The 22441-nt window shown below is 67.3% G+C and carries 15 protein-coding genes; 7 read left to right on the forward strand and 8 right to left on the reverse strand.

What is annotated here, in order from left to right; genetic code table 11:
• Positions 1-22: 22 nt before the first annotated feature.
• Complete coding sequence (locus tag EV292_RS19360; RefSeq protein WP_132910911.1) at positions 23-1003, reverse strand: sterol desaturase family protein; 981 nt, start codon at positions 1001-1003, stop codon at positions 23-25.
• Positions 1004-1799: 796 nt separating this feature from the next.
• Between EV292_RS19360 and EV292_RS23395 the strand changes: the two genes are divergently transcribed.
• The gene (locus EV292_RS23395; protein ID WP_165927190.1) at positions 1800-4481 is read left to right on the forward strand and encodes a hypothetical protein; all 2682 of its coding nucleotides are present in this window, start codon (positions 1800-1802) and stop codon (positions 4479-4481) included.
• A gap of 375 nt (positions 4482-4856) precedes the next feature.
• Here the strand turns inward: EV292_RS23395 and EV292_RS19375 are convergent, their stop codons facing one another.
• Positions 4857-5441 (reverse strand): hypothetical protein, encoded by a 585-nt coding sequence (locus EV292_RS19375; RefSeq protein ID WP_132910913.1) that lies wholly within the window; start codon positions 5439-5441, stop codon positions 4857-4859.
• Positions 5442-5642: 201 nt separating this feature from the next.
• On the opposite strand from EV292_RS19375, the gene EV292_RS19380 reads away from it, so the two are divergent.
• The 4 genes from EV292_RS19380 to EV292_RS19400 all read left to right on the forward strand — a co-directional run bounded on the left by EV292_RS19380 (position 5643) and on the right by EV292_RS19400 (position 9135).
• Positions 5643-6065 (forward strand): thiol-disulfide oxidoreductase DCC family protein, encoded by a 423-nt coding sequence (locus tag EV292_RS19380; RefSeq protein ID WP_243693869.1) that lies wholly within the window; start codon positions 5643-5645, stop codon positions 6063-6065.
• Between the two features lie 11 nt (positions 6066-6076).
• Positions 6077-7783 carry an SDR family oxidoreductase gene (locus EV292_RS19385; protein WP_207913489.1) on the forward strand — a complete coding sequence of 569 codons (1707 nt, stop codon included), beginning with the start codon at positions 6077-6079 and terminating at the stop codon, positions 7781-7783.
• Between the two features lie 143 nt (positions 7784-7926).
• On the forward strand, positions 7927-8187 hold the full coding sequence (locus EV292_RS19390; protein ID WP_165927192.1) for a hypothetical protein: 261 nt from the start codon (positions 7927-7929) through the stop codon (positions 8185-8187).
• Between the two features lie 597 nt (positions 8188-8784).
• Positions 8785-9135, forward strand: coding sequence for a hypothetical protein (locus tag EV292_RS19400; protein WP_165927193.1), 351 nt, complete (start codon positions 8785-8787; stop codon positions 9133-9135).
• Positions 9136-9292: 157 nt separating this feature from the next.
• Here the strand turns inward: EV292_RS19400 and EV292_RS19405 are convergent, their stop codons facing one another.
• Positions 9293-9760 carry a DUF1203 domain-containing protein gene (locus EV292_RS19405; protein ID WP_132910918.1) on the reverse strand — a complete coding sequence of 156 codons (468 nt, stop codon included), beginning with the start codon at positions 9758-9760 and terminating at the stop codon, positions 9293-9295.
• A gap of 709 nt (positions 9761-10469) precedes the next feature.
• Here EV292_RS19405 and EV292_RS19410 point away from each other — a divergent pair.
• Positions 10470-11501 (forward strand): cupin-like domain-containing protein, encoded by a 1032-nt coding sequence (locus EV292_RS19410; protein ID WP_132910919.1) that lies wholly within the window; start codon positions 10470-10472, stop codon positions 11499-11501.
• Positions 11502-11537: 36 nt separating this feature from the next.
• Here EV292_RS19410 and EV292_RS19415 read toward each other — a convergent pair whose 3' ends face one another.
• The 5 genes from EV292_RS19415 to EV292_RS19435 are packed head-to-tail and all read right to left on the reverse strand — an operon-like array spanning position 11538 to position 18658.
• Positions 11538-12542, reverse strand: a complete 1005-nt coding sequence (locus EV292_RS19415; protein WP_243693870.1) for a cupin-like domain-containing protein — start codon at positions 12540-12542, stop codon at positions 11538-11540.
• Positions 12539-14065: a tryptophan halogenase family protein gene (locus EV292_RS19420; protein ID WP_132910920.1), complete on the reverse strand. Its 1527-nt coding sequence runs from the start codon at positions 14063-14065 to the stop codon at positions 12539-12541. The genes EV292_RS19415 and EV292_RS19420 overlap by 4 nt, the downstream gene beginning before the upstream one ends.
• A complete protein-coding gene (locus EV292_RS19425; RefSeq protein ID WP_132910921.1) occupies positions 14062-15663 on the reverse strand; it encodes a tryptophan halogenase family protein in 1602 nt (533 codons plus the stop codon). The genes EV292_RS19420 and EV292_RS19425 overlap by 4 nt, the downstream gene beginning before the upstream one ends.
• On the reverse strand, positions 15660-17141 hold the full coding sequence (locus EV292_RS19430; RefSeq protein ID WP_132910922.1) for a tryptophan 7-halogenase: 1482 nt from the start codon (positions 17139-17141) through the stop codon (positions 15660-15662). Before EV292_RS19430 ends, EV292_RS19425 begins: the two co-directional genes overlap by 4 nt.
• A gap of 2 nt (positions 17142-17143) precedes the next feature.
• Positions 17144-18658 (reverse strand): tryptophan halogenase family protein, encoded by a 1515-nt coding sequence (locus EV292_RS19435; protein WP_132910923.1) that lies wholly within the window; start codon positions 18656-18658, stop codon positions 17144-17146.
• Positions 18659-18882: 224 nt separating this feature from the next.
• On the opposite strand from EV292_RS19435, the gene EV292_RS19440 reads away from it, so the two are divergent.
• Positions 18883-22419 (forward strand): TonB-dependent receptor, encoded by a 3537-nt coding sequence (locus tag EV292_RS19440; RefSeq protein ID WP_243693871.1) that lies wholly within the window; start codon positions 18883-18885, stop codon positions 22417-22419.
• Positions 22420-22441 lie beyond the last annotated feature (22 nt).

Here is a 22441-nt window from a genome sequence, read left to right on the forward strand (position 1 = left end):
TATCGCAATCGCGGTGGCGGCGTCATTCCGCCGGCATCACCGAACGCCGCCCGAGCCGCTCCTTCAGCGTCCGCCAGCCCTCCGCGAACGGATAGACCATGGTCTCGCGGATCGACATCGGGCGACCACCCTCCATGCCGAGCAGCTCGGCCTCGCCGTCGACGCAGGTGCCGAACATCCGGTCGATGACCACCCAGGTGCTGGCATAGTTGCTGCGGCTCGCCTCGAAGTCGCGCGAGTGGTGGACGCTGTGATGCTCCGTGGTGTTGAAGAGGAAACGCCACCAGCGCGGCGAGTTGAAGCGCACGTTGATATGCTGGTACGTGCCGACCGCGAGACCCAGGCTGCCGGCGAGCAGCGCGGCACGCGGGAGGAAGTCAAACAGGCCGCCGATCCCCAGGCCGATGAGAAAGAGCTCGACCGGGTTGCCGACCGAACCTTTGTTGACGTTGAGCTGCGTGATATAGTGATGTGGCGCGTGCGTCACCCACAAAGGGTACCAATTGTGCATGCCGCGATGCATCCAATATTGACCGAAGTCAAAAACGAATGAGATGATAAAGGCCTGTAGCAGCAGGGGAAGGCCGATGAACCAAGCGAGCTTGTGCCAGTCGAACGAGGTCTGCACCGCCTCGATCACCGCGTCGCTGCCGATAAAACCTTCGATCAGCCCCAGCACGGTGTAGCCGAGGCTGACGTAGAAGAGGTCGACGGACAGCTCCTTCCACGTCAGCCGCCAACTCTCGTGCCGCGGGGCGAGCCATTCGAGCCCAAGTAGCAGGATCTTGAACCCGATCCCGATAGCGACCGCGGTGGACGCCTTGGCGATCGAGTTAGGAGCGTAATACCAAAAGGCGATCAGCGCGAACAGCATCGTCGGCTGAAACCAGGTGAAGAAGGAGCGGCGAAGCGGCCCGCCCTCGACCTTGGGAATGTTCTCCCACCCCACCGTCACGGGCGACTGCGCACCGATCACCCTCTTGCCGACTCGAACCCCGTCCATCTCGCCCTCGCGACATCAAGCTCCTGCGATTGTGAGAGGAAAGCGCGGCGAACGTGATACGTCATCGGACGTATAAGCGGTAAGAAGCCACTTACGACCATCTCGGAGAGCGGCTTTGTCAACGCTAGTGCCCCTGCGCAGGTGATCGAGGTAGGGAGGGGCAAGCCCCGGCCGCGCAGGCCCGCCAGTCCGTTCCGCTAATTCAACTCGTCGCCCGAGGTGATCCGGCTGGTGGTGCTGGTGTACGGGCGCTTTCCGCTGTCGCCGCGGAACGTGGAGGACCTGCTGTTCAGGCGACGAGAACGGGCGATGCTGCGGTTCCGGCAGATGCGAACGCTACAGAAGTTCGCCTCGGTCCACGCCAACGTCCACAACCACTTCAACCCGAACGCCACCTCGTTGGTCGCCAGAGCTACAAGCAGCGCCGCTCGGCCGCGCTGGTCGAGTGGCAGGCGCTCGCCAGCTGATCCGTCGCCTACGGAGCCCGAAGTGCATCGTGTAGAGACGGGTTCGCGTTAGACTGACAGCACCTTCGAAGGGATTGAGCGTTGCTCTGGCGCCGACGAGATTCGGCTCGAGTCGAAACGGACGGTCATTCGGCAGCGGACAACATGTTGGCTTCGGACCGTCGCTGTTAGAGGAACGTGTTCGGTCTAGCGCTCCCGCTGTTTGCTGAAAACGTGTTGGATGTCGCGTAGTTGGAAATCTCCACGCTCGTCTTCAGCATCGGCTTCAACGATGATGACGGCAGCTTTATGCTATTCCCGAAAGCGTTCGAGACTGGGTGGGGGTGCCGATGCCGCAAAATCCATACATCCGCGACGAGATCGTTTTGGACGCCGGCATGCAGGAGTTCATCCTGTCGCAGCCGGTCGATCGACCCGTTTATCTTCTCGCCCGTCGCATCACCTTCGCGAGTGGTCAGGCGAGGATAAAGGCAGGCGGGCGTACGCTCGTGGTCATGGCCGACGAGTTCGACGGGACCGGCGGCATCCTCGATGCCTCAGGAGAGAACGGTACGGCTGTGGGCGCTAGGGGGGACGACGGCCCCGCCGCGGAACCACCTTTGCCGGGACGCCCGTGGCGGCCGAAGGCGGGTAGTCCCGGGAAGAAGGGCGGAGCCGGCCAGCCCGGGGGGGCAGGTGGCGCTGTCACGCTCTACTGCCGGCGTTCGAACAACCTCAGCGTCACCGTCGCCGGTGGCAGGGGAGCGGCGGGTGGCCCCGGCGGGAACGGCGGTCGAGGCGTGAACGGGTACATCAGCCCGTCCGATCCGGAGAACGCCAGCCAACTCGGGTCGGCTGGAGGGGGCGGCGGACGGGGCGGCGACGGCGGGGCTGGCGGCGCTGGCGGACAGGTGAGCTACTTCGGCCTCGAGGAGCCGATCGGGCTGAGCCTCGCGGCCGGCGGCGGAGCGGGAGGGCCCGGAGGCTCTCCCGGCAACGCCGGTATGGACGGCGTCAATACGCCTCAACCCGAGGTGCCGATCGAGCTTCCCGAGGACTCGGGCTTTGGCAAGGCTGGCGTGGACGGCGCCGGGCCGAACGCAACGTCGACGCTGCTGTCGCACGCCGACTTCGTTGAGGGCATGCGCTCCGTGCTCAACGTCTACGACGTTTACGCGAACTTCTGGGCGCCCTTCCGCCTGGAGATGGGACGTCAGTTCTACCGTCAATTCCAGCCTGGCGCCGACACGGGCAAAGGCGTCCTTGCCGCTAGCGAACTTCTCGCCTGCCTCGAGTTCCAACCCGACAACGTCGAAGGTGCGCGGCTGCTCGACCAGCTCGCCGGCGCTCCCGAGGCTGCGGCCGCTGCCGACCGCAACCGGCGCAAGGTCGGGGGTCTGAACGTGTTAGGCATGTCTCGCGACTACGACCTGATACCGCTTTTCGAGGAGTATCAGCGCGCCTTCACTAGCTTCGCCGCCCTCGACCTGCATTTCGTCTCGATCAGCACGGACGCCGCTCTGATGGGCGAGGCGGTGTCGATCTTCGGCGGCTTTGCCGACGAGCAGGCTCGTGCCGCCGAGGCGGCAGCGACCAACGCCTCGCGGGAGCTGGGCATCGCGACGAGCGAGGCCGCGGATGCGACCAAGGAGGTAGAGTACCGTCAGCAGCAGGCCGACCGCGCCACGGCGGAGATCAAGGCGGCCATGGAGGAGCTCGAGCGCCAGCGCATAGAGCTGCAGACGGCCGGTGGATCGATCTGGGGTACGCTGGCGGGCATCGCTGGGGCGGTCGTGAGCGTTGTTGCCGCCATTCCGACCGCAGGAACGAGTCTGGTCGGCCTAGTGCCTTCGATGATCGCCCTAACGAAGACCGTGATCGACAATGCCGAGCCAATCGGACAGGCGCTGTTCGCCGGCGAGAAGCCGGATCTGGAAGCGGTGACCAAGGCCGGCAAGGAGGTGGGCAAGGAGATTGGCGAGATCGTGAAGGCCGGTCAGGCGGTCGTGAACCTCGTAGACGTCATTCGAAAGATATCGGCGGTCTCAACTCCGGACAACGCCAAACAGGTGGCGCTGGTCAAGGAGGGCGCGGAGGCAGCGCATGAACTTCTCCTCGCGCAGCGCAGGGCTGGCATCACCCAGCAGCGCGTCGAGGCGGTCACTGTGCAGCGAGATCAGGCTACTGCTCTGGCGGGCACCGCGGCGTCGTTGCGCGACAGCGTCGATCGCAGGGAGGCCGCCGTGCGTTCTCTGGCCTACACCGCGGTCCAGATCGCCGGCGCGAAGATGGACGTCCTGCTTACGTTGGCCTTCAAGGCCCAGCGCGCGGCCGAGATCATCACGCTTCGCGACGAGACCCGGAGCGTGCTGCTGGACGCAGGCTCGCTGGGACCCGACGTGGCGGTCCGTTACCTTGAGGGTCAGATGTCCGGGGCCGAGCTTGCGGATCGCATGGTCCGGTCTTGGAGCAAGCTGATGGAGCCGATCGAAATGGAGCGACGGTACCTCGACTTCATCTCCGATCCGAACCGCGGCAGGGACGTGCTGCGGCTCTCGTTCACCGACGCCGCCTCGATAGCCGCTCTGAAGGAAGATCGTCGCTTCGCGTTCCGAGTAGAAACTTCGGACTTCCCCGACGACCGGGTGGAGACGAAGGCCCGCAACATCGCGGTGGCGTTCATCGGCGCCTCGCTCCGCAACGACGTCATCTCCTGCGATATCACGCACGGGTCGCGCTACGAGCAGACGGTCGCGTCCGATCAGCCCGCCCACGTCGCGGTGCTGCAGCCGCGCACGACGACGAGCTTGGGACGGTCGGCTCCGCTGGAAACCGCGATCGATCTGGACACGGACTTCGCGGACACCAAACCTGCTCAGCTGGCCTTCTGGGGGCGAGGTGCGGGGGGCGACTATGCGATTGCGTTCCCGCGCGAGGAGCTGGCTCATCCGGAGGTCAGCTTCGAGAACGTAACCGAGGTCCAGGTCTGGATCGGCTACCAATTCCTACGCCGACCGGCGCACGCGGCCTGAAGTTAGTTCGACGGCCCGCGGCGCAAGCCGGACCAGAAGGTCGACGAACTCGCCCCTGATACGGTCGCATCCAAGTCGCGCCTGTCGAAGGCGAAGGCGCCAGATTCAGCGAATTGCCTGATCGTTCGGCCTCTGCTTCTCGCCAGAAGAGTTATGGCGAGTGACGACCAGCGCGTGCATGCCTTGATAGCTATCACCCTTAAGGCAAGCCGAATCGATCACTCCTCGGCACGCCCTGAGGGCTCAAGCACGGCTATGAATGAGTGGCCGAAGGTGGGAGGCAGACGGGAGGGCTTGAGTGACCGCTCTCGGGTCATCGCTTTTGAACGAATTTGGCCGAATGCGTCAGTCAGCTGACTTGCCGGACGCAGGTGCTCAATGGTGATTAAAGCGCCACTTCCGAACGGCCTGAACTACGGAGAGGAGCATCAACGCACCTCCGAACGGTACCCAAAATAACCCTGATCCATGAAGGACATCCTCCCTCATCGACATTTTCAGGACGAAACCCGCGCCCACAAGGGCCGCTAGCGCAAGTTGCCCGTAGGTCATTTTGGCATAGGTGAGTTCGCGCGCTTCCTTTTTGCTTAAAGGCGGACCTTCCGGATTTCTGCGCTCTAGCTCGCGTGATGGGGCGCTCCACGCCCGGTAGAATAATCCCGTAAATAACGAGACAATTGCCGCGACCCCGACCCATGTTGCCCTCTGCGCGTCGGGACCTGCTGTATCCGGAACCAGCCACACAAGCAGCAGTGTGAAGATTATTGTCGACGACATCGTGGACCACATCGCGATGCGGATGCGCCTGTTGAACGCCGCCAGGAACTCGTCCCGTTCCAACTTGCTGACGCGAATGGCCGGACCCTTCTGTGACCTGCGGTATATAAAGTCGTGCCCATCACGCGAGAACTGATCGGAAAAGGTTTCCCGCACCCGATCCAAATGAGCGTTTCCAAACATGCACGCACCCTATCGATCAATCGGCGTCGTGCAATGATTTCTCCTCTCCTAGCTAGGATTCAAATCAAGAACTTAGCGTTACCCTTGACGCGTTCCGCGCCGATGAACGAGCGACGGGAGTTGCGAGGGGCCAGCGGGTCCGAGACGCCTCATCCTGGGTCCATCGAGCGCGCGGTCGCGGTCCGGCTGGACAACTCGCCCGTGATCGGCTTGCTGCTGCGCGTGGACCGGCGGCCGGCGATCATCCTGTTTGATGCCATGTGCGTGTTGTGCAGCGCCAACGCGCAGTTCGTGCTGCGCCACGATCGGCAGCGCCGCTTCATGCTGGCTTCGATGCAGGGCGAGGTAGGCCGCGCGCTGTTTGAGCGGCATGGCGTCGATCCCGCCGACCCCGACACCATCCTGGTCGTCGACGGCGACCGGGTGCTGCGCGACTCCGACGCGGTGCTGGCGATCTATGCCGGCCTGGGCTGGCCCTGGCGGGCGGCCGGTCTCTTGCGGCTGGTGCCCAAGGCACTGCGCGATCCGCCTTATCGGCTGGTGGCGCGAAACCGCTACCGCCTGTTCGGACGTCGGCAGACATGTTGGCTCCCGTCCCCAGCGGACCGTGACCGGGTGTTGTGAGCGGGATATTGGTGCTTGGCGGCTATGGCGGCTTCGGCGGCCGGCTCTCGCGTCGGCTCGCCGGTGCCGGGCACGAGGTCGTCGTGGCTGGGCGCCGCTTATCCGAAGCGAGGCGGTTCTGCGATGGCGTTCCCGGCTGCCGCCCGCTGGCCGCCGATCGCAACGGCGATCTGACCGCGCTGTTCGCGGCCGAGCGACCGAACCTGGTCATCGATGCCGCGGGGCCGTTCCAGGGCAGCGACTATCGTGTGCCGATCGCCTGCGCGGCGCTGGGCATACCGTATCTCGACTTGGCGGACGACCGCGCCTTTGTCACCGGTATCGACGCGGTCCGAGCGGACGTCCCGATCATCTCGGGCGCCTCGAGCGTGCCCGCCCTTTCCGGCGCCGTCGCGCGCCATCTGGTCGACGGCATGGAGCGCGTCAGCGCCGTCGAAGCCGCGATCAGCGCGTCGAATCAGGCGGCGGCCGGACCATCGGTCGCGACGGCGATCCTGTCGTCGGTGGGACAGCCGGTCCCGCTGTGGCGAGGCGGCCGTTCGGGTATCGGCCATGGCTGGCAGGACATGCGCCCCGAGGGGTTCGAGCTTGCTGACGGTACCTCCCTCGACAGACGCTGGACTGGGCTCGCCGATGTCCCTGATCTGGTCCTGCTGCCCGCGCGCCTGGCGGGTCAGCCCATGGTCGTGTTCCGCGCCGGCACCGAGCTCGGCTTCCAGAACCTCGCGCTATGGCTGGCGAGCTGGCCCGTTCGCTGGTTTGGGGGATCGCTTCGGCCGCTGGCGCGATGGCTGCTGCCGCTACAGCACCTCACCGCGAGGCTCGGCGGTGATCGCTCCGGCATGGTGGTGCGCGCGTTCGGCGTCACGGCGGGTCGTCGGGTGGAGCGGCGCTGGACGCTGATCGCCGACAAGGGGGATGGGCCGGAGATCCCGACGCTCGCGGCCGTGATCCTGGCCGAGCGCATTCTGAAGGGCGCCTGCCGCCCCGGTGCTCGCGACGCGGGCGAGGAGCTGTCGCTGGCCGAGTTCGCGCCCGAGTTCGCGCGGTTGGCGGTACGGCATGAGACCCGCGAGATCGCCCAGCCCGACCCGCTCTATCGGCGCTTGATGGGTGCCGAGTTCGACCGGCTCTCGCCTGCCGTTCGCGAGCTGCACGCGGTATTGCGCGACGGAGGCGCGTCCGGTCACGCGACGGTAACGCGTGGCGGCAACCCGCTCGCGGGGCTGATCGCCGCCGTCATCGGCTTTCCGCCCGCGGGCGAGCACCCGTTGCACGTCTCCTTCTCCGAGCGGGACGGGGAGGAGCTCTGGACACGCGACTTCAACGGACGGCGCTTCCGCAGCCGGATGACCCAGTGCGGCGAGGAGCTGGTCGAGCGGTTCGGCCCACTGCGCTTTCACTTCGCGCTGATCCGCGAAGGGGTTGGGCTCCGCATGGCCATGAGTGGTTGGTCGTGTCTGGGCGTCGGTTTGCCCTTGGCGCTCGCGCCCCGCTCCGCCGCGCGCGAGACAGAGGACGCGCAGGGCAGGTTCAGCTTCGATGTGCCGATCGAACTGCCACTGGTCGGGCTTATCGTTCATTACCGGGGCTGGCTCACACCGGCACACCGATCAGGAGAGGTCCGCCATCAGCATGAGGGCGCCGAACTCGAAGTCCGGACGAGTTGGGTTACTGAACGACTGACCGAAACGGGAAAGTCGAGGGACGGCGCCTGACTATCGTGAAATGTGTCCTCGCCACGAGGGGAGGAGCGGGCGCGTTTGAAATGCGAACGCGCACGTCTGTTTCTTGCCCCAGAAACGGACTTTGCCACGGCAACTAGCCGAGCTACCGTCTTACGATGAGCATCGCGTCACTCATGCTCCTCGCCGCCACGGCCAGCGATCGCGCGGCCACACAGCAGCGGCTCGACGAGCTTCTCGCAAGATGTGAGGCGCGGGGCGTGATCGGCCTTGTTGCCGAGACCGCCCGGGCGGTGGCGATACGGCCGTTGGTTCAACCAGGTGAAGCCAGCGTGGAGCAGCAGCGGCGCGTCGACTGTGTCCTCAGCGGCATGAAGGCGATGACGGATCTGCGCTTCGGTTTTGTCGGCAACGAGGCGGATACGAGCGGCAGCTAGCGCCCAAACTCGAACGTTGTGACCTCACGTCCACCAAGCCATATTCCAGCTATGGGTTGGATTGCGAAGCCAGTATCCGCAGAGGATAAATTTGATAAGTGGCTTGATAGAACAAGCCTCACGCGCCTTTTGTTATGCTTCTCGGCCATTTTAAGCCTGATCATAGCGGTGGGCGTGTACCGGGCCGAGTCATCCAGCAGTCGTGCATTAGCGGCTTTGCCAATTTTGTATGGCCTAGGTGCTCTTGCGGTTGCTTATCGCTTAGGAAAGACCAGGCGCCCGAGCGTAGTTTTGAAGATAGCTTCCGCCTTTTTCTTACTTCCGGTCGCACTTCACTTTATGAACAGCGTTGGTGTGCTTGATCTCTTTCGCTGACTCGGCCCCGCCAGAAGCGGCCACTCCATAAGCGCCCACTAGCGGGCGCTCAGGCGCATGCTACGTTGAGCCATGCTCGCTCATCTTCTCATGGTAATGACCGCTGCGGTTCTCGGAACGGCCGCTTCCGCGCAATCTGTCGCAGACGCTCCTGGCTTCGACGATGTGGTACTTGGAGCGTGGTCTGATCCAGCGAAGTGCAACCGAGAAAGCGCGCAAAGCGTGTCTTTCGATGCCGTGCTGGCGGAGAATGATAAGCTGACCGGCGCCTGTATCGCAGTAGAGGGCTTCTGGGTGAGCCGCGCCCTTTTTGGTAGGGCATCTCACGGCAATGCGAGAGGATCAAACTCGACTCGCTCGCTCGAAGGTCATCGCATCGGCATCTATGCTCGAGATGAGGTTCTTGAGCACGCTCCGAAACGCGCCAAACGCCACACGATAATCGGCGTAGTCGGTCAGTGCGAGACTGAATGGCCGAACGCGATGATGGTTCTCGGTTACTGCCACTATACAAGCGGACCTATCCTTAAAGTGTCTCAAGTCGTTCCCGAGAAGACCTTACGCGTCCGCTAACCTGTCAAATCAGGCCAGCCCGACAGCTGCGCGGAACGCCCGAAGGGCTCGAGCGGCGTGATGAACGAGCGGCCGGAGTTGGGAAGCGCGGAGGGGCGTCAGAGTGACCGGTGATGGGTCTCGCCTTCAGAGGCGGAAAGCCTCAACGCGCGAGACGCTAGGCGCGGACGATCCGCGCGGCGTAGCATCCGCGCTTCGCGTAATGTGCGTGCAGATAGGCAACCGCGGGATTGCTGAAGAATTGCTCGATTAGGGGTACGAGTGCGTCGCCGTCGACGAGGTCGGCGTCGACCATCTCGCCATCATCGCTGAAGGCCCTGAGCGAGATGGTGCGCATGCGCATCGCCTTCGGTACGACATCCGCGACATCCAACGCTCGGCTGGCACCTTCGCGAACGAAGATCGCATGGCGGGAGCGATAAGGCGTACTCGCTGGCTGATGTTCGTAGTTGAGAAGGATTGCCCGCTCACCCACGTCGAGATCGCGAACTTCGACGCGGTCGGGGTAGCCCGGCATCGCGTCAACGACATATCGCGTTGCTCCGGCAGCAGTGAGGTCGGCGTCCGATAGACCGTAGAGGTGGCTGAACTGGTCGGGATCAAGGCCCAGAACACGAAAGGACATCAGCGCTTTCTCCTATGCGCTGCCATATAGCGCCGGGAGCACGCGGATTGCATCTCGATCCTTGCGTTCAAAGCCGACTTTCCCGATCTGCCAGCCGCTCTTGGATGGTCAGAGCGGCGGGATAAACAAGCGTCCGACATCGAGAGGGCGTCAGGTTGGCCTGGATGACCGGGAATGGTCCTCGCCTTTAGCGGACAGGCGCCGCGTCCGCTTATTTTCACGCAGCAACGGCCGATGCCGCCGCGATCAGGGCCGTAGCGGCAGTCGTTAAGGCCAAGTTAAAAGTGGCAGAAAACTTGAGCTTGGTGCTTGGTTAGGCTGTAGGTCCGACAATTGTTGCCACATGCCGTTGTGGGTGGAGGTCATCAGCACTGAACCGCCACGAACGCTGACCTGCGTTGTCGTCCGCTCATGCCGAGAGTCCTTTGCGCGTGCCCGGAAGGCGTTGCGACCGACTTCGTCAACATGACTCTGGTGACGGCTTCATCGATGACGCACTGCCGGCTTCACTGATAAGTCTGTCAAAAGGCTGCACCTTTCGGACGAGCGCGGGCGGTATTGAAGGAGGGTGCGTTCGCGCCACTCTAAGGAAGAGCCTCCAGAACGACAAGGTACTCGCGTTCCTCACCTTGCTGCGAGAAGCTGGTCCAAGGGCAAACCTGCGCCACATCGATTCGTCTTTTGCGTGTTTCGGAGGTAGTGCGCGAACATGGCCAGCGTCGCCGCTCCGATCAGCTTCGTCACCGAGTCGCCGGCGGTCGACGCCGCCACGTTCGCGCGCGAGATCGCGGCAGGCTATGCCCCGATCGTGCTGCGCGGGCAGGTGAGCCATTGGGCCGCGGTACGTGCCGGCGCGCAGGGAGATCGTGCGATGGCGTCCTATCTCGCGCGCTTCGGCGGCGGGCGGCCGCTGGACGTGATGATCGGCGCGCCCGCGATCGAGGGCCGCTTCTTCTACGATGAGACGCTGAGCGGCTTCAATTTCACGCGCCAGACCGTGGCGCTGGGGCAGCTGCTCGGCGAGCTGGTCCGGTTCGCGGAGGAGGGGATAGCGGCGCCCCACGCGCTCTACGCCAATGCGGCCACCGCGCCCGACCATCTGCCCGGCTGGCAGGAGGAGAATGCGCTCGGCTTGCCGACGGGCGACGCGCCCGCGCGGCTGTGGATCGGCAATGCCACCCAGGTCGCGACCCACTACGACCAGTCGAACAACATCGCCTGCGTGGTGCACGGCCGGCGGCGGTTCACGCTCTTCCCGCCCGATCAGATCGCGAACCTGTACGTCGGCCCGCTCGATCACACGATGGCCGGACCGCCGTCGAGCATGGTCGACCCGGACTCGCCCGATCTGGCGCGCTACCCGCGCTTCGCCGAGGCGAGACGCCACGCCCTGGTCGCCGAGCTCGGGCCAGGGGACGCGCTCTTCATCCCGGCGATCTGGTGGCATCACGTGCGCGCGCTCGATCCGCTCAACGTCCTCGTCAATTACTGGTGGGAGCAGGAAGCGACCGCCTCGCCTTTCGGCGCGCTGATCCACGCGTTGATGAGCGTGCGCGACCTGCCGCCCGCGCAGAAAGCGGCGTGGCGCGGCTGGTTCGACCATTATGTCTTCTCGCCCGACGCGGACCAGGCCGCGGCGCACCTGCCGCCCGCCGCGCGCGGCATCCTCGGCCCGGGAAGTGCGGCAAGGACCGAGCGGCTGCGCGGCTTTCTGATCCGGCTGCTCGGCGGGCGGGCGTGAGGATCCTTCCCGGCACGGGGAGGATCCGTGAGGAGACTATCGTCCCAGGCTGTCCACCAAGGTCGCGCGGATGCGCGCGGCAGTGCCGGGGTCGAGTGGGCCGAGCACGCCCTTGACGTCGTCCGGCAGGTGCGCCGCCGGCGCGCCATCGGGGCGGAAGACGAGATGGTCGAACACCGCGCGATAGGCCGCGCGCTGGTCCGCCGGCAGCGCGGCGATCGCCACCAGCGCGTGCAGCAGCACGTCATAGGGGTTGCCCAGCCCGACCGGCGCCGGGTTCCACCAGTAATTGACGAAGGCGTTGACCGGATCGAGCGACTCCACCGCGTGCCACCAGTGGAACGGGATGTAGATGCCGTCGCCCGGTTCCAGCGTGGCGCTCTGCGCCGTCCGCAGGGCGTCGGCGAAGCGCGGGAAACGCTCGAGGTCGGGTGCGTCGGGGTCGACCAGGCTCACCGGCGTGCCCGCGGGAGTCAGCTCGAGCGGCCCCATGTAGAGGTTGGCGATCTGCTCGGGCGGGAACAGGGTGAAGCGCCGCCGCCCCAGCACCACCACGCCGACATTCTCCATCAGGTCATAGTGCGTGGCGACGCGGATCGCGTTGCCCAGCCACATGCGCGGGACGACGCCGTCGGGCACGAGCGCGCAGCGATTGGCCTCGGCGAAGCCGGGGAGCAGCTCGGGCAGCGGCACCGACTGGATCGCCATCGCATAGGGTTCGGCGTGGGCGCGGTCGCGCAGCAGGCGATCGAGGAAGGGATCGAGCGGGGTCTGCCCGCGCACGAAGTTGAGCGCCTTGAGATCGGGCGTGTAGAAGAAGCGCCCCGCGATCCCGGGCTCGCCGAGGATCGCGGGCACCGGCGCAGGCCGGCTGAAGCGCTTGAGATAGCCCACGCCCGCCTCGGCGGACTCGCCCGCGGCGACCACCGCCGGCCAGTCGCGCGCGATGCCGCGCAGCACCACCGGGCGCGCGGCGGGGCGCACTTCCGCCTCGAAGCGGCGCCGGTCGACGCCGGTCAGCTCGGGCAGCGGCGCGGTCACGCCGCCAGCCCGACCAGCTCGCAGCCGAGCCCGCGCAGGTGATCATCCTGCCGCGGCAGCAGCGCCGCCGTCTCCGCCACGACGCGGCGGATATGATCGAGCCGCGCCAGCGTCTCGGCATCGCTCAGCAGGTCAGCGGCGGGGTGATAGCCGCCGGCGGCGATACCCTGGCCCACCATCACCGAGAGCCAGCTCGTCTCGGTGAACAGTTCGTCGCCCTCGCGGAAAATGCGGCCGTTGGCGGCGAAGATCGCGAGCTTGTCGGCGAGCCCGGGCGGCGGCTCGAGCGTGCGGCAATAGTCCCAGAAGGGTGAGTCGCGCCGCTCGGTCGCCTTGTAGTGGAGCACGAGGAAGTCGCGGATGTCGCGATAGTCGGCGACGTGGGCGGCGTTGAAGCGATCGATCTCGCGCTGGTCGAAGCGGCGCGTCGGCCAATAGGTGAGCAGCCGCGCGATGGCGGACTGGACGAGGTGGATGCTGGTCGACTCGAGCGGCTCGAGGAACCCGCCGGCGAGGCCGAGCGCGACCGTGTTGCCGACCCAGGCGCGGCGGCGGTGCCCGGCGGTGAAGCGGAGCGGGCGCGGATCGCCCAGCGGCGCGCCGTCGAGGTTGGCGAGCAAGGTCGCCGCCGCCTCATCGTCGGAGAGGTGCTGCGAGGCGTAGACATAGCCGTTGCCGATGCGGTGCTGGAGCGGGATACGCCACTGCCAGCCCGCCGCGCGCGCGGTGGAGCGGGTCAGCGGCTGGCGGTCGCCGCCGTTGGCGCAGGGAACCGCGACCGCGCGGTCGCACGGCAACCAGTGGCGCCAATCCTCGAAGCCGGTGCCCAGCGTCTCCTCGATCAGCAGCCCGCGGAACCCCGAACAGTCGAGGAACAGGTCGCCCTCGACCCGCGCGCCCGATTCGAGTACCACCGCGGCGACATGGCCGCTCTCGCCGTCGCGCTCGACCGCGACGATCCGCCCCTCGGTGCGGCGCGCGCCGTTCGCCTCCGCCAGTCGGCGCAGGAAGCGCGCGTACAGGCCGGCGTCGAACTGGAAGGCATAGCCCAGCTTGGACAGCGGCGAGCCGGGCTGGTCGGGACGCGGGTGCGCGAAGCGGCCCTGCAAACCCGCCACCACCGCGAGCGAGTAAGCGTCGAGCGGGGTGTCGTCGCCCAGCGCGCGGCCCTTGAGCCAGAAGTGGTGGAACTCGATCCCCTTCATGTCGAGCCCGTAGAAGCCGAAGGGGTGGACGTAGCGATGGCCGGGCCGGAGCCAGTCGACGAACTCGATCCCCAGCTTGTAGGTGGCGCGGGTCTCGCGCAGGAACTCGGCCTCGTCGATGCCGAGCATCTTGTTGAACAGCACGATCTGCGGGATCGTCGCCTCGCCGACGCCGACGGTGCCGATCGCCTCGGACTCGACCAGCTCGATCGACAGGCCGGGGATCTCGCCGAGCACGCGCGCGATCGCGGCGGCCGCCATCCATCCCGCGGTGCCGCCCCCGACGATCACGACGCGGCGGATCGAGTCCGCCCTCACAGCGGGTCGGCCGAGAAGTTGAACGGCGTCTCGGAGGCGAAGGAGAAGGTCGGCCCCGGATCCGGCGCGGCGGGCGGGGGCGCGGCGGCCGGTGCCGTGGCGGCGCCGATATGGCGAAGGAAATCGCCGTGCCGCGGCAGCTTGTCCGCCACGGCGAGATAATCGCGCCGCATCTGCTCGATCGCCTCGGCGACGCGCTCCTCGTCGAGCGCGTCGGCGGCGGGCTCGTGCTCGTCGGGCACGATATGCTGGCCGAGGCAGACCGCGACCCAGCTCGTCGTGGCGAACAGCTCGCGCCCCTCGCGGAAGACGCGGCCCTTGGCGCGGAACAGGTCGATCTTGCGCTGGAGGCTCGCGGGCACGTCCATCGTGCGGCAGCGTTCCCAGAAGGGCGTGTCGTCGCGCCGTGTCGCCTTGTAGTGCAGGATGACGAAGTCGCGCACGTCCTCGTACAGCTCGTGCATCTGCGCGTTATATTCGTCGCGCTCGACCGCGGCGAAGCGACGGTCGGGGAACAGCGCGATCAGCTTGGCGATGCCCGACTGGACAAGGTGGATCGAGGTCGACTCGAGCGGCTCGACGAAGCCCGAGGCGAGCCCCAGCGCGACCACGTTGCGGTTCCACGCCAAGACGCGCCGTCCGGTGGTGAAGGCGAGGTGGCGCGGTTGGGCGAGCGGCGCGCCTTCGAGGTGGTGGAGCAGCTCGCGCTCCGCCGACTCGCGCGACTGATAGTCGCTGCAATAGACCAGGCCGTTGCCCATCCGCTCCTGCAGCGGGATGCGCCATTGCCAGCCGGCGCCGCGCGCGGTGGCGCGGGTATAGGGGTCGGGGTCGCCGGCGAGCGCGCTGGGCACCGCCACCGCGCGGTCGCACGGCAGCCAGCGGCGCCAGTCCTCGTAGCCGGTGGCGAGCGTCTCCTCGATCAGCAGCCCGCGAAAGCCCGAACAGTCGACGAACAGCTCGCCCGCGATGACCTGGCCGTCCTCCAGCCGCAGCGCGGTGACGTAGCCGTCCTCGGGGCGCTGCGCGACCGCGGTCACCTTGCCCTCGACCCGGCGCACGCCGTTGCGCTCGGCATAGCCGCGCAGGAAGTCGGCGTAGCGGGCGGCGTCGAAGTGATAGGCGTAGAGCAACTCCTTCACCGCCGACTGTGCGCTGGGCGAGGGCGGGGCGAACTTGCCCGCCTGCGCCGCGACCGCGCTCATCGACCAGGCCGAGATGTCGTGCATCACCCGGCGCTGGCGCTCGCGCAGGTAGAGCTGGTGGAAGTGGACCCCGCCGAGATCGTGGCCGTGCGCGCCGAACGGGTGGAAGTAGCGTTCGCCCAGCCCGCCCCAGTCGACGAACTCGATGCCCAGCTTGAAGGTGCCGCCGGTGGCGCGGATGAAGTCCTGCTCGTCGATGCCGAGCATGCGGTTGAAGGTGAGCAGCGGCGGGATCGTCGCCTCGCCGACGCCGACGGTGCCGATCTCCTCCGATTCGACCAAAGTGATCCGCGTCACGCCGTTGTTGAGGAAGCGCGACAGCGCCGCGGCGGCCATCCAGCCCGCGGTGCCCCCGCCCAGGATGACGACGTGGCGGATGGTATGTTCGTTCATCGGGCGAGCCGTCCCCGTGCGGTGGCGAGATAATCGTCGGCGGTGGGGCAGCGCGCCACCGCCTGCGCGATCGCGGCGCGATAGGCCGCCATCGCGCGGTCGCTGTCGGCCGCGGCGGTGACGTCGATCAGCGGGTCGACGCGGCGCGGCAGGACGCCCTGGCCGAGCAGCAGCGCGAGCCAGTCGTCGCGCGCGAACGTCTCCTCCTCGAAGAAGGAAAGGCGACCGCGCTCGGCGAACAGCCGCAGCGTGCGCTCGAGGCTCTCCGGCAGCGCCGCCGGCGGCTGCCAGAAGGCGCCGGGCCGCCGCGCCGTGGCATAGTGGCACAGCACGAAGTCGCGCACGCGCGCCACCTCGGCGCTCGTCTGGCGGTTATAGTCGGCGAGCTCGAGCGGGTGGCAGGCGCGGCCGGGCAGCATCGCGACGATCCGGTCGATCGCGCTCTGCGCGAGGTGGAGGTTGGTGAAGTCGAGCGGCTCGATCACCGTCGCGGCGTCCCCCACCGCGACGCAGTTGCGCGCCCAGGGCGCCGGCCGCGTGCCCTGGCGGAACGATACCGGGGCGGCGATGGTGGTGGCGCCCGCCGCGGCGAGCGCCTTGCCGGCCGCCGCGTCGCTCAGCGCGGCTCCGGCGTAGCATAGGCCGTGCAGCGTCCGCCCCGGCGCCGCGCTGCGCCAGCGCCAGCCGCCGTCCGTCGCGGTGACACGGTCGAGCGGCGAGAGCGGCGCGGGCGTGCCCTCGCCGGTGACGAGCCGGTCGCACCGTAGCCACGCCGACCAGTCCTCGCGCTCTTGATCGATCGCACCGCGGACGATGGCGCCCGGCCCGCTGGCGTCGACGTAGAGATCGGCCTCGAGCGACGCGCCGTCGTCGAGCACGAGCCGCTCGACGAAGCCGTCGTCGCCGCGCAGCCGGACCGCGGCGACCGATCCCTCGCGCACGCCCACGCCGAGATGGCGCGCGAAGGCGGCGAGCATGGCGCGATAGTCCTCGACGTCGAGCACCAGCCCGGGCTGGACGTCGCCGAGCAGCGGATCGGTCGCGCCCGTCCCCACCCGGCCCGCGCGCGCCAGCGCCGCGGCCGGGGCGTGCGAGTCGAACGGCGCGGCGGCGCCGGCGCGCGCGGCGCGGACCCAGTGCTGGTGGAAGGAAGCGGTGCCGAACGGGCGACCGTAGCTGCCGTACGCATGAACATAGGGCGGCAGGCCCTCGACCCAGCCCTCGAACAGCGTGCCGAGCCGCCACGTGCCTCCCGCGCGCACCACCGCATCCTCCTCGCGCAGGCCGAGGTCGTCGTGGAAGCCGATCGTCGAGGGCAAGGTCTGCGGCATACGATCGGCGAGCGCGTCGGGGGCGGGGGGGCTGGCGAGGATCGTCACCGTCAGTCCCGGCACGCGCCGCCGCAGCGCCAGCGCCGCGGACCAGCCGACGATGCCACCGCCCACCACCGCGACGCTGCGGATCGGGTCGTCCAGCATCGTCACGCCGCCGCCGGCATCGGGCAGTAACCCGCGAGGAAGTCGCGGTGATCCGCCATCCCGCCGATCGCCGTCGCGATCTCGCCGCGCAGCCGCTCCATGCCTGCGGCAAGGCTGTCGAGGGGCGGCCCGTCGGCGCGCGGGTCGTGACCGTCGGGCAGGACGCGCTGGCCGAGATACACCGACACCCAGCTGGCATCGAGGAAGGCGCCCTCGCGATACTTCACCACGCGACCGCGGCGGCGGAACAGTGCCATCTTCTCGGCGAGGCTGGCCGGGATCTCCATATTGCGGACGTAGGCCCAGAAGGGCGAGTCGTCGCGCTGGGTCGCGTGATAGTGCAGGATCAGGAAGTCGCGGACGCGATCATATTCCATGTTGACGAGGCGGTTGAACTCGTCGCGGTCGGCCGCGGCGATCCGGCGTTCCGGGAACAGCTCGACCAGCGCGGTGATCGCCTGCTGGACGAGATACAGGCTGGTCGACTCGAGCGGCTCGAGGAAGCCCGAGGCGAGCCCGATCGCGACGACATTGTTGACCCAGCTGCGCGCGCGCCGTCCCGCCTTGAAGCGCAGCACGCGCGGCTCGGCGAGCGGCGTGCCCTCCACCGCGGCCACCAAAGCGTCGGCGGCGGCACCCTCGTCGAGGAAGTCGCTGGCGAAGACATAGCCGTTGCCGGTGCGGTGCTGGAGCGGGATGCGCCAGCGCCACCCCGAGGGCATGGCGATCGCGCTGGTGTAAGGCGTCACCGCGGTGGCGGTGCGGCACGGCAGCGCCACCGCGCGGTCGGCGGGAAGCCAGCGCGACCAATCGTCGAACGGCTCACCCATCGTCTTGCCGATCAGTAGCGCGACGAAGCCCGAGCAGTCGACGAACAGGTCACCCTCGACGCGGCGGCCGTCCTCCAGCACCACCGCGGTGACGTCGCCGCTGAGCGGGTCGCGTGCGACGTCGACGATGCGGCCCTCGGTGCGACGTGCGCCGAGGCCCTCCGCGAGCCGGCGCAGATAGGGCGCGAAGGCCACCGCGTCGAACTGATAGGCGTAGCCGAAGGTGGAGGCGATCTGGCGGGGGTCGACCGAGGGCGCGCCGAACCGGTTCGCGCGGGCGAGCGAGCAGGCCATCGAGAAGGCTTCGATCGGCGGCAATGCCACGCCCGCGTGCAGCAGCCGGGTGTAATAATGATGGAACTGCACCTCGCCGGTGCCGCGGCCGAAGGTGCCGAACGGGTGAATGTAGCTGTCGCCGATCCGCGCCCAGTCGCGGAACTCGATCCCCAGTTTGAAGGTGGCGCGGGTCGCCGCCATGAACTCGGCCTCGGCGACGCCCAGCCGCTCGTTGAAGGCACGGATGTGCGGCAGCGTCGCCTCGCCGACGCCGATGATCCCGATCGCCTCCGATTCGACCAGATCGACCGTGCAGCGCGCCGGCAGCAGCTTGGCGAGCGCGGCCGCGGTCATCCAGCCGGACGTTCCCCCGCCGACCACCACCACGCGCTGCCGCTCCGATCGCTCCATCGGCCTCCACTCCGCGCCGCGAGCGTCCGAGACGGCGTCGCGATCGACCGAGTCATAGCGCAAGCGGCCGTCACGGGAATGCCGGAAAGCCACAGGCCGACATGAAAAATGATAGCGCCGACATTTCGATTGCGGTGCGGCCGGTGCGGTCGTACCGATTGATGGAAGATGCCACGCGCCCGCCGCGGAGAGACATCTTGATATGATTATTAGGAGGGGGTGTGATGATCATCGAGGACCGGCCTGCCCGTGGCGGCCATACCCGACTTCGTAGCGGTGGCGTTCTGGCCGGGGTCTCGATGACCGCGATGTGCGTCGTCGCGCTGGCCGCGCCCGCCTTCGCGCAGACCGGTCCCGCGACGGGGCAGAACACCGCTGGCGCGGCGACCTCGCCGAACACGCCGGGATCCGATCCCGCGGCCCAGAGCAGCGGCGACACACCGGCCACCGACGCGGCGGGTGCGGACGACATCGTCGTCACCGGCATCCGGCAGAGCCTCGCCAACGCGCAGAACATCAAGCGCAACTCCGACACCGTCGTGGACGCGATCACCGCGCAGGACATCGGCGCGCTGCCCGACCGCTCGGTCACCGAGGCGCTGCAGCGCGTGCCGGGCGTGTCGATCAATCGCTTCGCCGGTAACAACGACCCGGACCATTTCTCGGTCGAGGGCTCGGGTGTGAACGTTCGCGGGCTCAATTTCGTCCGCTCCGAATTCAACGGGCGCGACACCTTCTCGGCCGGTATCGGCGGGCAGGCGATCAACTTCGCCGACGTGCCGTCCGAGCTGCTCGGCTCGGTCGAGGTGTACAAGAACGCCACCGCCGACCTGATCGAGGGCGGGCTCGCCGGCACGGTCAACCTCAACACGCGCAAGCCGTTCGACAACAAGGGCTTCCATATCGGCGGCGGGATCGAGGCCAATTACGGCGACTTTGCCAAGAAATGGGCGCCGACGGGCTCGCTGCTGGTGTCGAACACCTGGGAGACGCCGATCGGTCGCTTCGGCATCCTGGCCAACGCCTCTTACTCGCGGCTGAAGAGCCGCGCCGACGGCATCCAGGTCACCAATTTCCAGACGCGCGACGGCGTCCAGGCCGCCACCGGCACCGGCACCAACACCACGGTGACGTGCCGCAATCAGCTGCCCGGCACCACCGACGGCTTCACGCTGCTGCCCGGTACCGTCAACGGCGTCGGCGGCGCGTCCTTCCCCAACCCGGCCAATGTCTGCGGCGCGCAGGGCACCGCAGGCGCGGACGGCTATGCCGATCCGACCGCGCTGACCTATGCGCCGATCGGCGGCCAGTTCCGCAGCCAGGATTACGATCGCAAGCGCGACGGCCAGGCGCTGGCGGTGCAGTGGCAGAGCACCGACGAGCGCACCACCTTCACCGCGCAGTTCCTGCGCACCCACTCCAGCAGCGCCTGGGGCGAGCACACGTTCGAGACCGCGCCCGATCTTTCCGAGTACAACACCTATCCGGCCGGCTGTCAGCAGAACGGCAACGGTCCGCTCAACGGCGCGGGCAACAGCACCACGCGCGCGGAGTGCCAGCTCAACGGCGCGGGCCAGTTCCAGTTCGGCGCGAACCAGCGCGGCAACGGCTACAATCCCGGCGGCGGGCCGTATCCGAACTTCGTCTACGACGACAGCGGGCTGTTCCAGAGCGGCTTCATCACGCTGCCGGGCAACGGCTGGCGCACCGCCTCGAGCGGATCGGCGACCACCACCGTCCCGTCGGGCGGCATGCAGCAGTCGTTGTCGCGCCGCCAAGTGTACGACGAGAACCTGGTCAAGGACGCGGGTTTCAACCTGAAGATCAACCCCGACGACCGTTGGTCGATCAACCTCGACGCGGACTATACCTACGCCAAGCACGACGTCACCGACCTGAGCGTGTTCGGCTCGACCTTCGCCGACTCGGAGCTCGACCTCACCGGCAAGATCCCGGTGGTGATCCCGCACAAGCCGCTGACGCTCGCGGCCAATTGGGCCAGCCCCAATCCGACGATGGCGGCGGCGAGCGACTCCGACTATTTTCAGAACCGCGACTTCCAGTTCTGGCGCGCGGCGATGGACCATATCGAGCACAGCGTCGGCTCGGAATATCAGATCAAGGGCGACTTCGCGTACAAGTTCGACGACGGCGACTTCCTCCAGCGCGTCAAGTTCGGTGCGCGCTACGCCGAGCGAACGCAGGACGTGCGCTACACCGCTTACAATTGGGGAGCGATCAGCGAGGTCTGGTCGGGGGCGCCGGTCACCTTCAACCAGGGCGACACCAGCCGCTCGTCGCTCTACACGTTCGACAACTTCTACCGCGGCAAGACCGCGCCGCCGCCCAGCGCCTATTTCTACAACGGCGACCTGATCGGCGATTATAATGGGGCGACGAGCTTCTTCCAGTCGCAGAACGATATCTGGCGCAACACCAACGGCGCCACCGCGACCAATCGCTTCCTCGCCGCGGGGCAGCGCGTCGGCGCGATCGCGGGAACCGACTTCCTCCCGTCCGAGGTGTCGAACGTCACCCAGCAGGACAGCGCGGCCTATGCCATGGTGCAGTTCGGCAACAACGAGCCCGTGTTCGGCGGCATCCGGCTCTCGGGCAATGTCGGCGTCCGTTACGTGCGGACCACGGTGCAGTCGCGCACCGAGACCGCGGTGCCGAACCGCAACGAGCTCGGCGTGGTCGATCCCTTTTCCACCCGCTGCGTCGCGACGACGCGGCAGCTGCCGGACGGGACCACGCAGGTCACCCAGCCCGGCGGCGTGTGCAACCTCGGCGAGACCGAATATGAGCGGCTGCGCACCTTCGCGACGCCGGGCTATGCCTCGCAGCCGGCGAATTTCACGAACAGCTACAATTACTGGCTGCCGAGCGCGAACCTCAAGCTCGGCGTGACGCGCGACCTGATCGTGCGACTGGCCGCGTCCAAGGTGCTGACACGACCGGACTTCGCCAATATCCGGCCGTACGTGACCTATGCGCTCGAGCCGGGCTCAGGCACGGTGACGATCAACGCCGGCAATCCCTATCTCAAGCCCGCGACCGCGTGGCAGTTCGACGCGACGGTGGAATGGTATTTCGGTCGCGTCGGCCAGATCTCGCTCGACGCTTTCTACAAGACGGTCGACGGGTTCTTCTACCAATCGCTGGTCAATCGTTCGGTCACCAACAATGGCATCACGCAGAACATCCAGGCGCGCGGCCCCGCCAATTACGAGGGCAAGGGCAAGATCAAGGGCTTCGAGGTAGCCTATCAGCAGACCTTCGACTTCCTGCCGGGCTTCCTCAGCGGCCTCGGCTTCAACGGCAATTACACCTATATCGACAGTTCGGGCCTGCCCAATTCCTTCCTCAACGGCGGCACGCCCTCGTCGAACTCGACGATCGCCAAGGGCAGTCTGCCGCTGGAGGGGCTGTCGAAGCACAATGTCAACGCCACCGCCTTCTACGAGAAGGGGCCGGTCTCGCTGCGCGCCGCGTACAATTGGCGCTCGCGCTTCCTGCTCACCGCGGCGGACGTGATCTTCCCCTATACGTCGATCTTCAACGACGCGACCGGGCAGCTCGATGCCTCGGCCTTCATCAACCTCAACAGATGGGTCAAGCTCGGCGTGCAGGGGGTCAACCTGACCAACACGACGACCAAGCTGCTCCAGGCGTACAAGGGCGGCTCGGACGATCTCGCGCCACGCTCCTACTTCATCAACGACCGGCGCTATTCGATCATCCTGCGCGCCAATTACTGAGGAGCACGCCCGCCGGACCTCG

This window comes from Sphingomonas sp. BK235 (assembly GCF_004345855.1).
Lineage (GTDB): Bacteria > Pseudomonadota > Alphaproteobacteria > Sphingomonadales > Sphingomonadaceae > Sphingomonas.

What these genes read in the sequence shown, in the direction of transcription:
- EV292_RS19440 (WP_243693871.1), top strand. Translation starts at nt 18,883, where the DNA reads ATGATCATCGAGGACCGGCCTGCCCGTGGCGGCCATACCCGACTTCGT.
- EV292_RS23395 (WP_165927190.1), top strand. Translation starts at nt 1,800, where the DNA reads ATGCCGCAAAATCCATACATCCGCGACGAGATCGTTTTGGACGCCGGC.
- EV292_RS19435 (WP_132910923.1), bottom strand. Translation starts at nt 18,658, where the DNA reads ATGGAGCGATCGGAGCGGCAGCGCGTGGTGGTGGTCGGCGGGGGAACG.
- EV292_RS19390 (WP_165927192.1), top strand. Translation starts at nt 7,927, where the DNA reads ATGCTCCTCGCCGCCACGGCCAGCGATCGCGCGGCCACACAGCAGCGG.
- EV292_RS19430 (WP_132910922.1), bottom strand. Translation starts at nt 17,141, where the DNA reads ATGCTGGACGACCCGATCCGCAGCGTCGCGGTGGTGGGCGGTGGCATC.
- EV292_RS19375 (WP_132910913.1), bottom strand. Translation starts at nt 5,441, where the DNA reads ATGTTTGGAAACGCTCATTTGGATCGGGTGCGGGAAACCTTTTCCGAT.
- EV292_RS19360 (WP_132910911.1), bottom strand. Translation starts at nt 1,003, where the DNA reads ATGGACGGGGTTCGAGTCGGCAAGAGGGTGATCGGTGCGCAGTCGCCC.
- EV292_RS19405 (WP_132910918.1), bottom strand. Translation starts at nt 9,760, where the DNA reads ATGTCCTTTCGTGTTCTGGGCCTTGATCCCGACCAGTTCAGCCACCTC.
- EV292_RS19425 (WP_132910921.1), bottom strand. Translation starts at nt 15,663, where the DNA reads ATGAACGAACATACCATCCGCCACGTCGTCATCCTGGGCGGGGGCACC.
- EV292_RS19410 (WP_132910919.1), top strand. Translation starts at nt 10,470, where the DNA reads ATGGCCAGCGTCGCCGCTCCGATCAGCTTCGTCACCGAGTCGCCGGCG.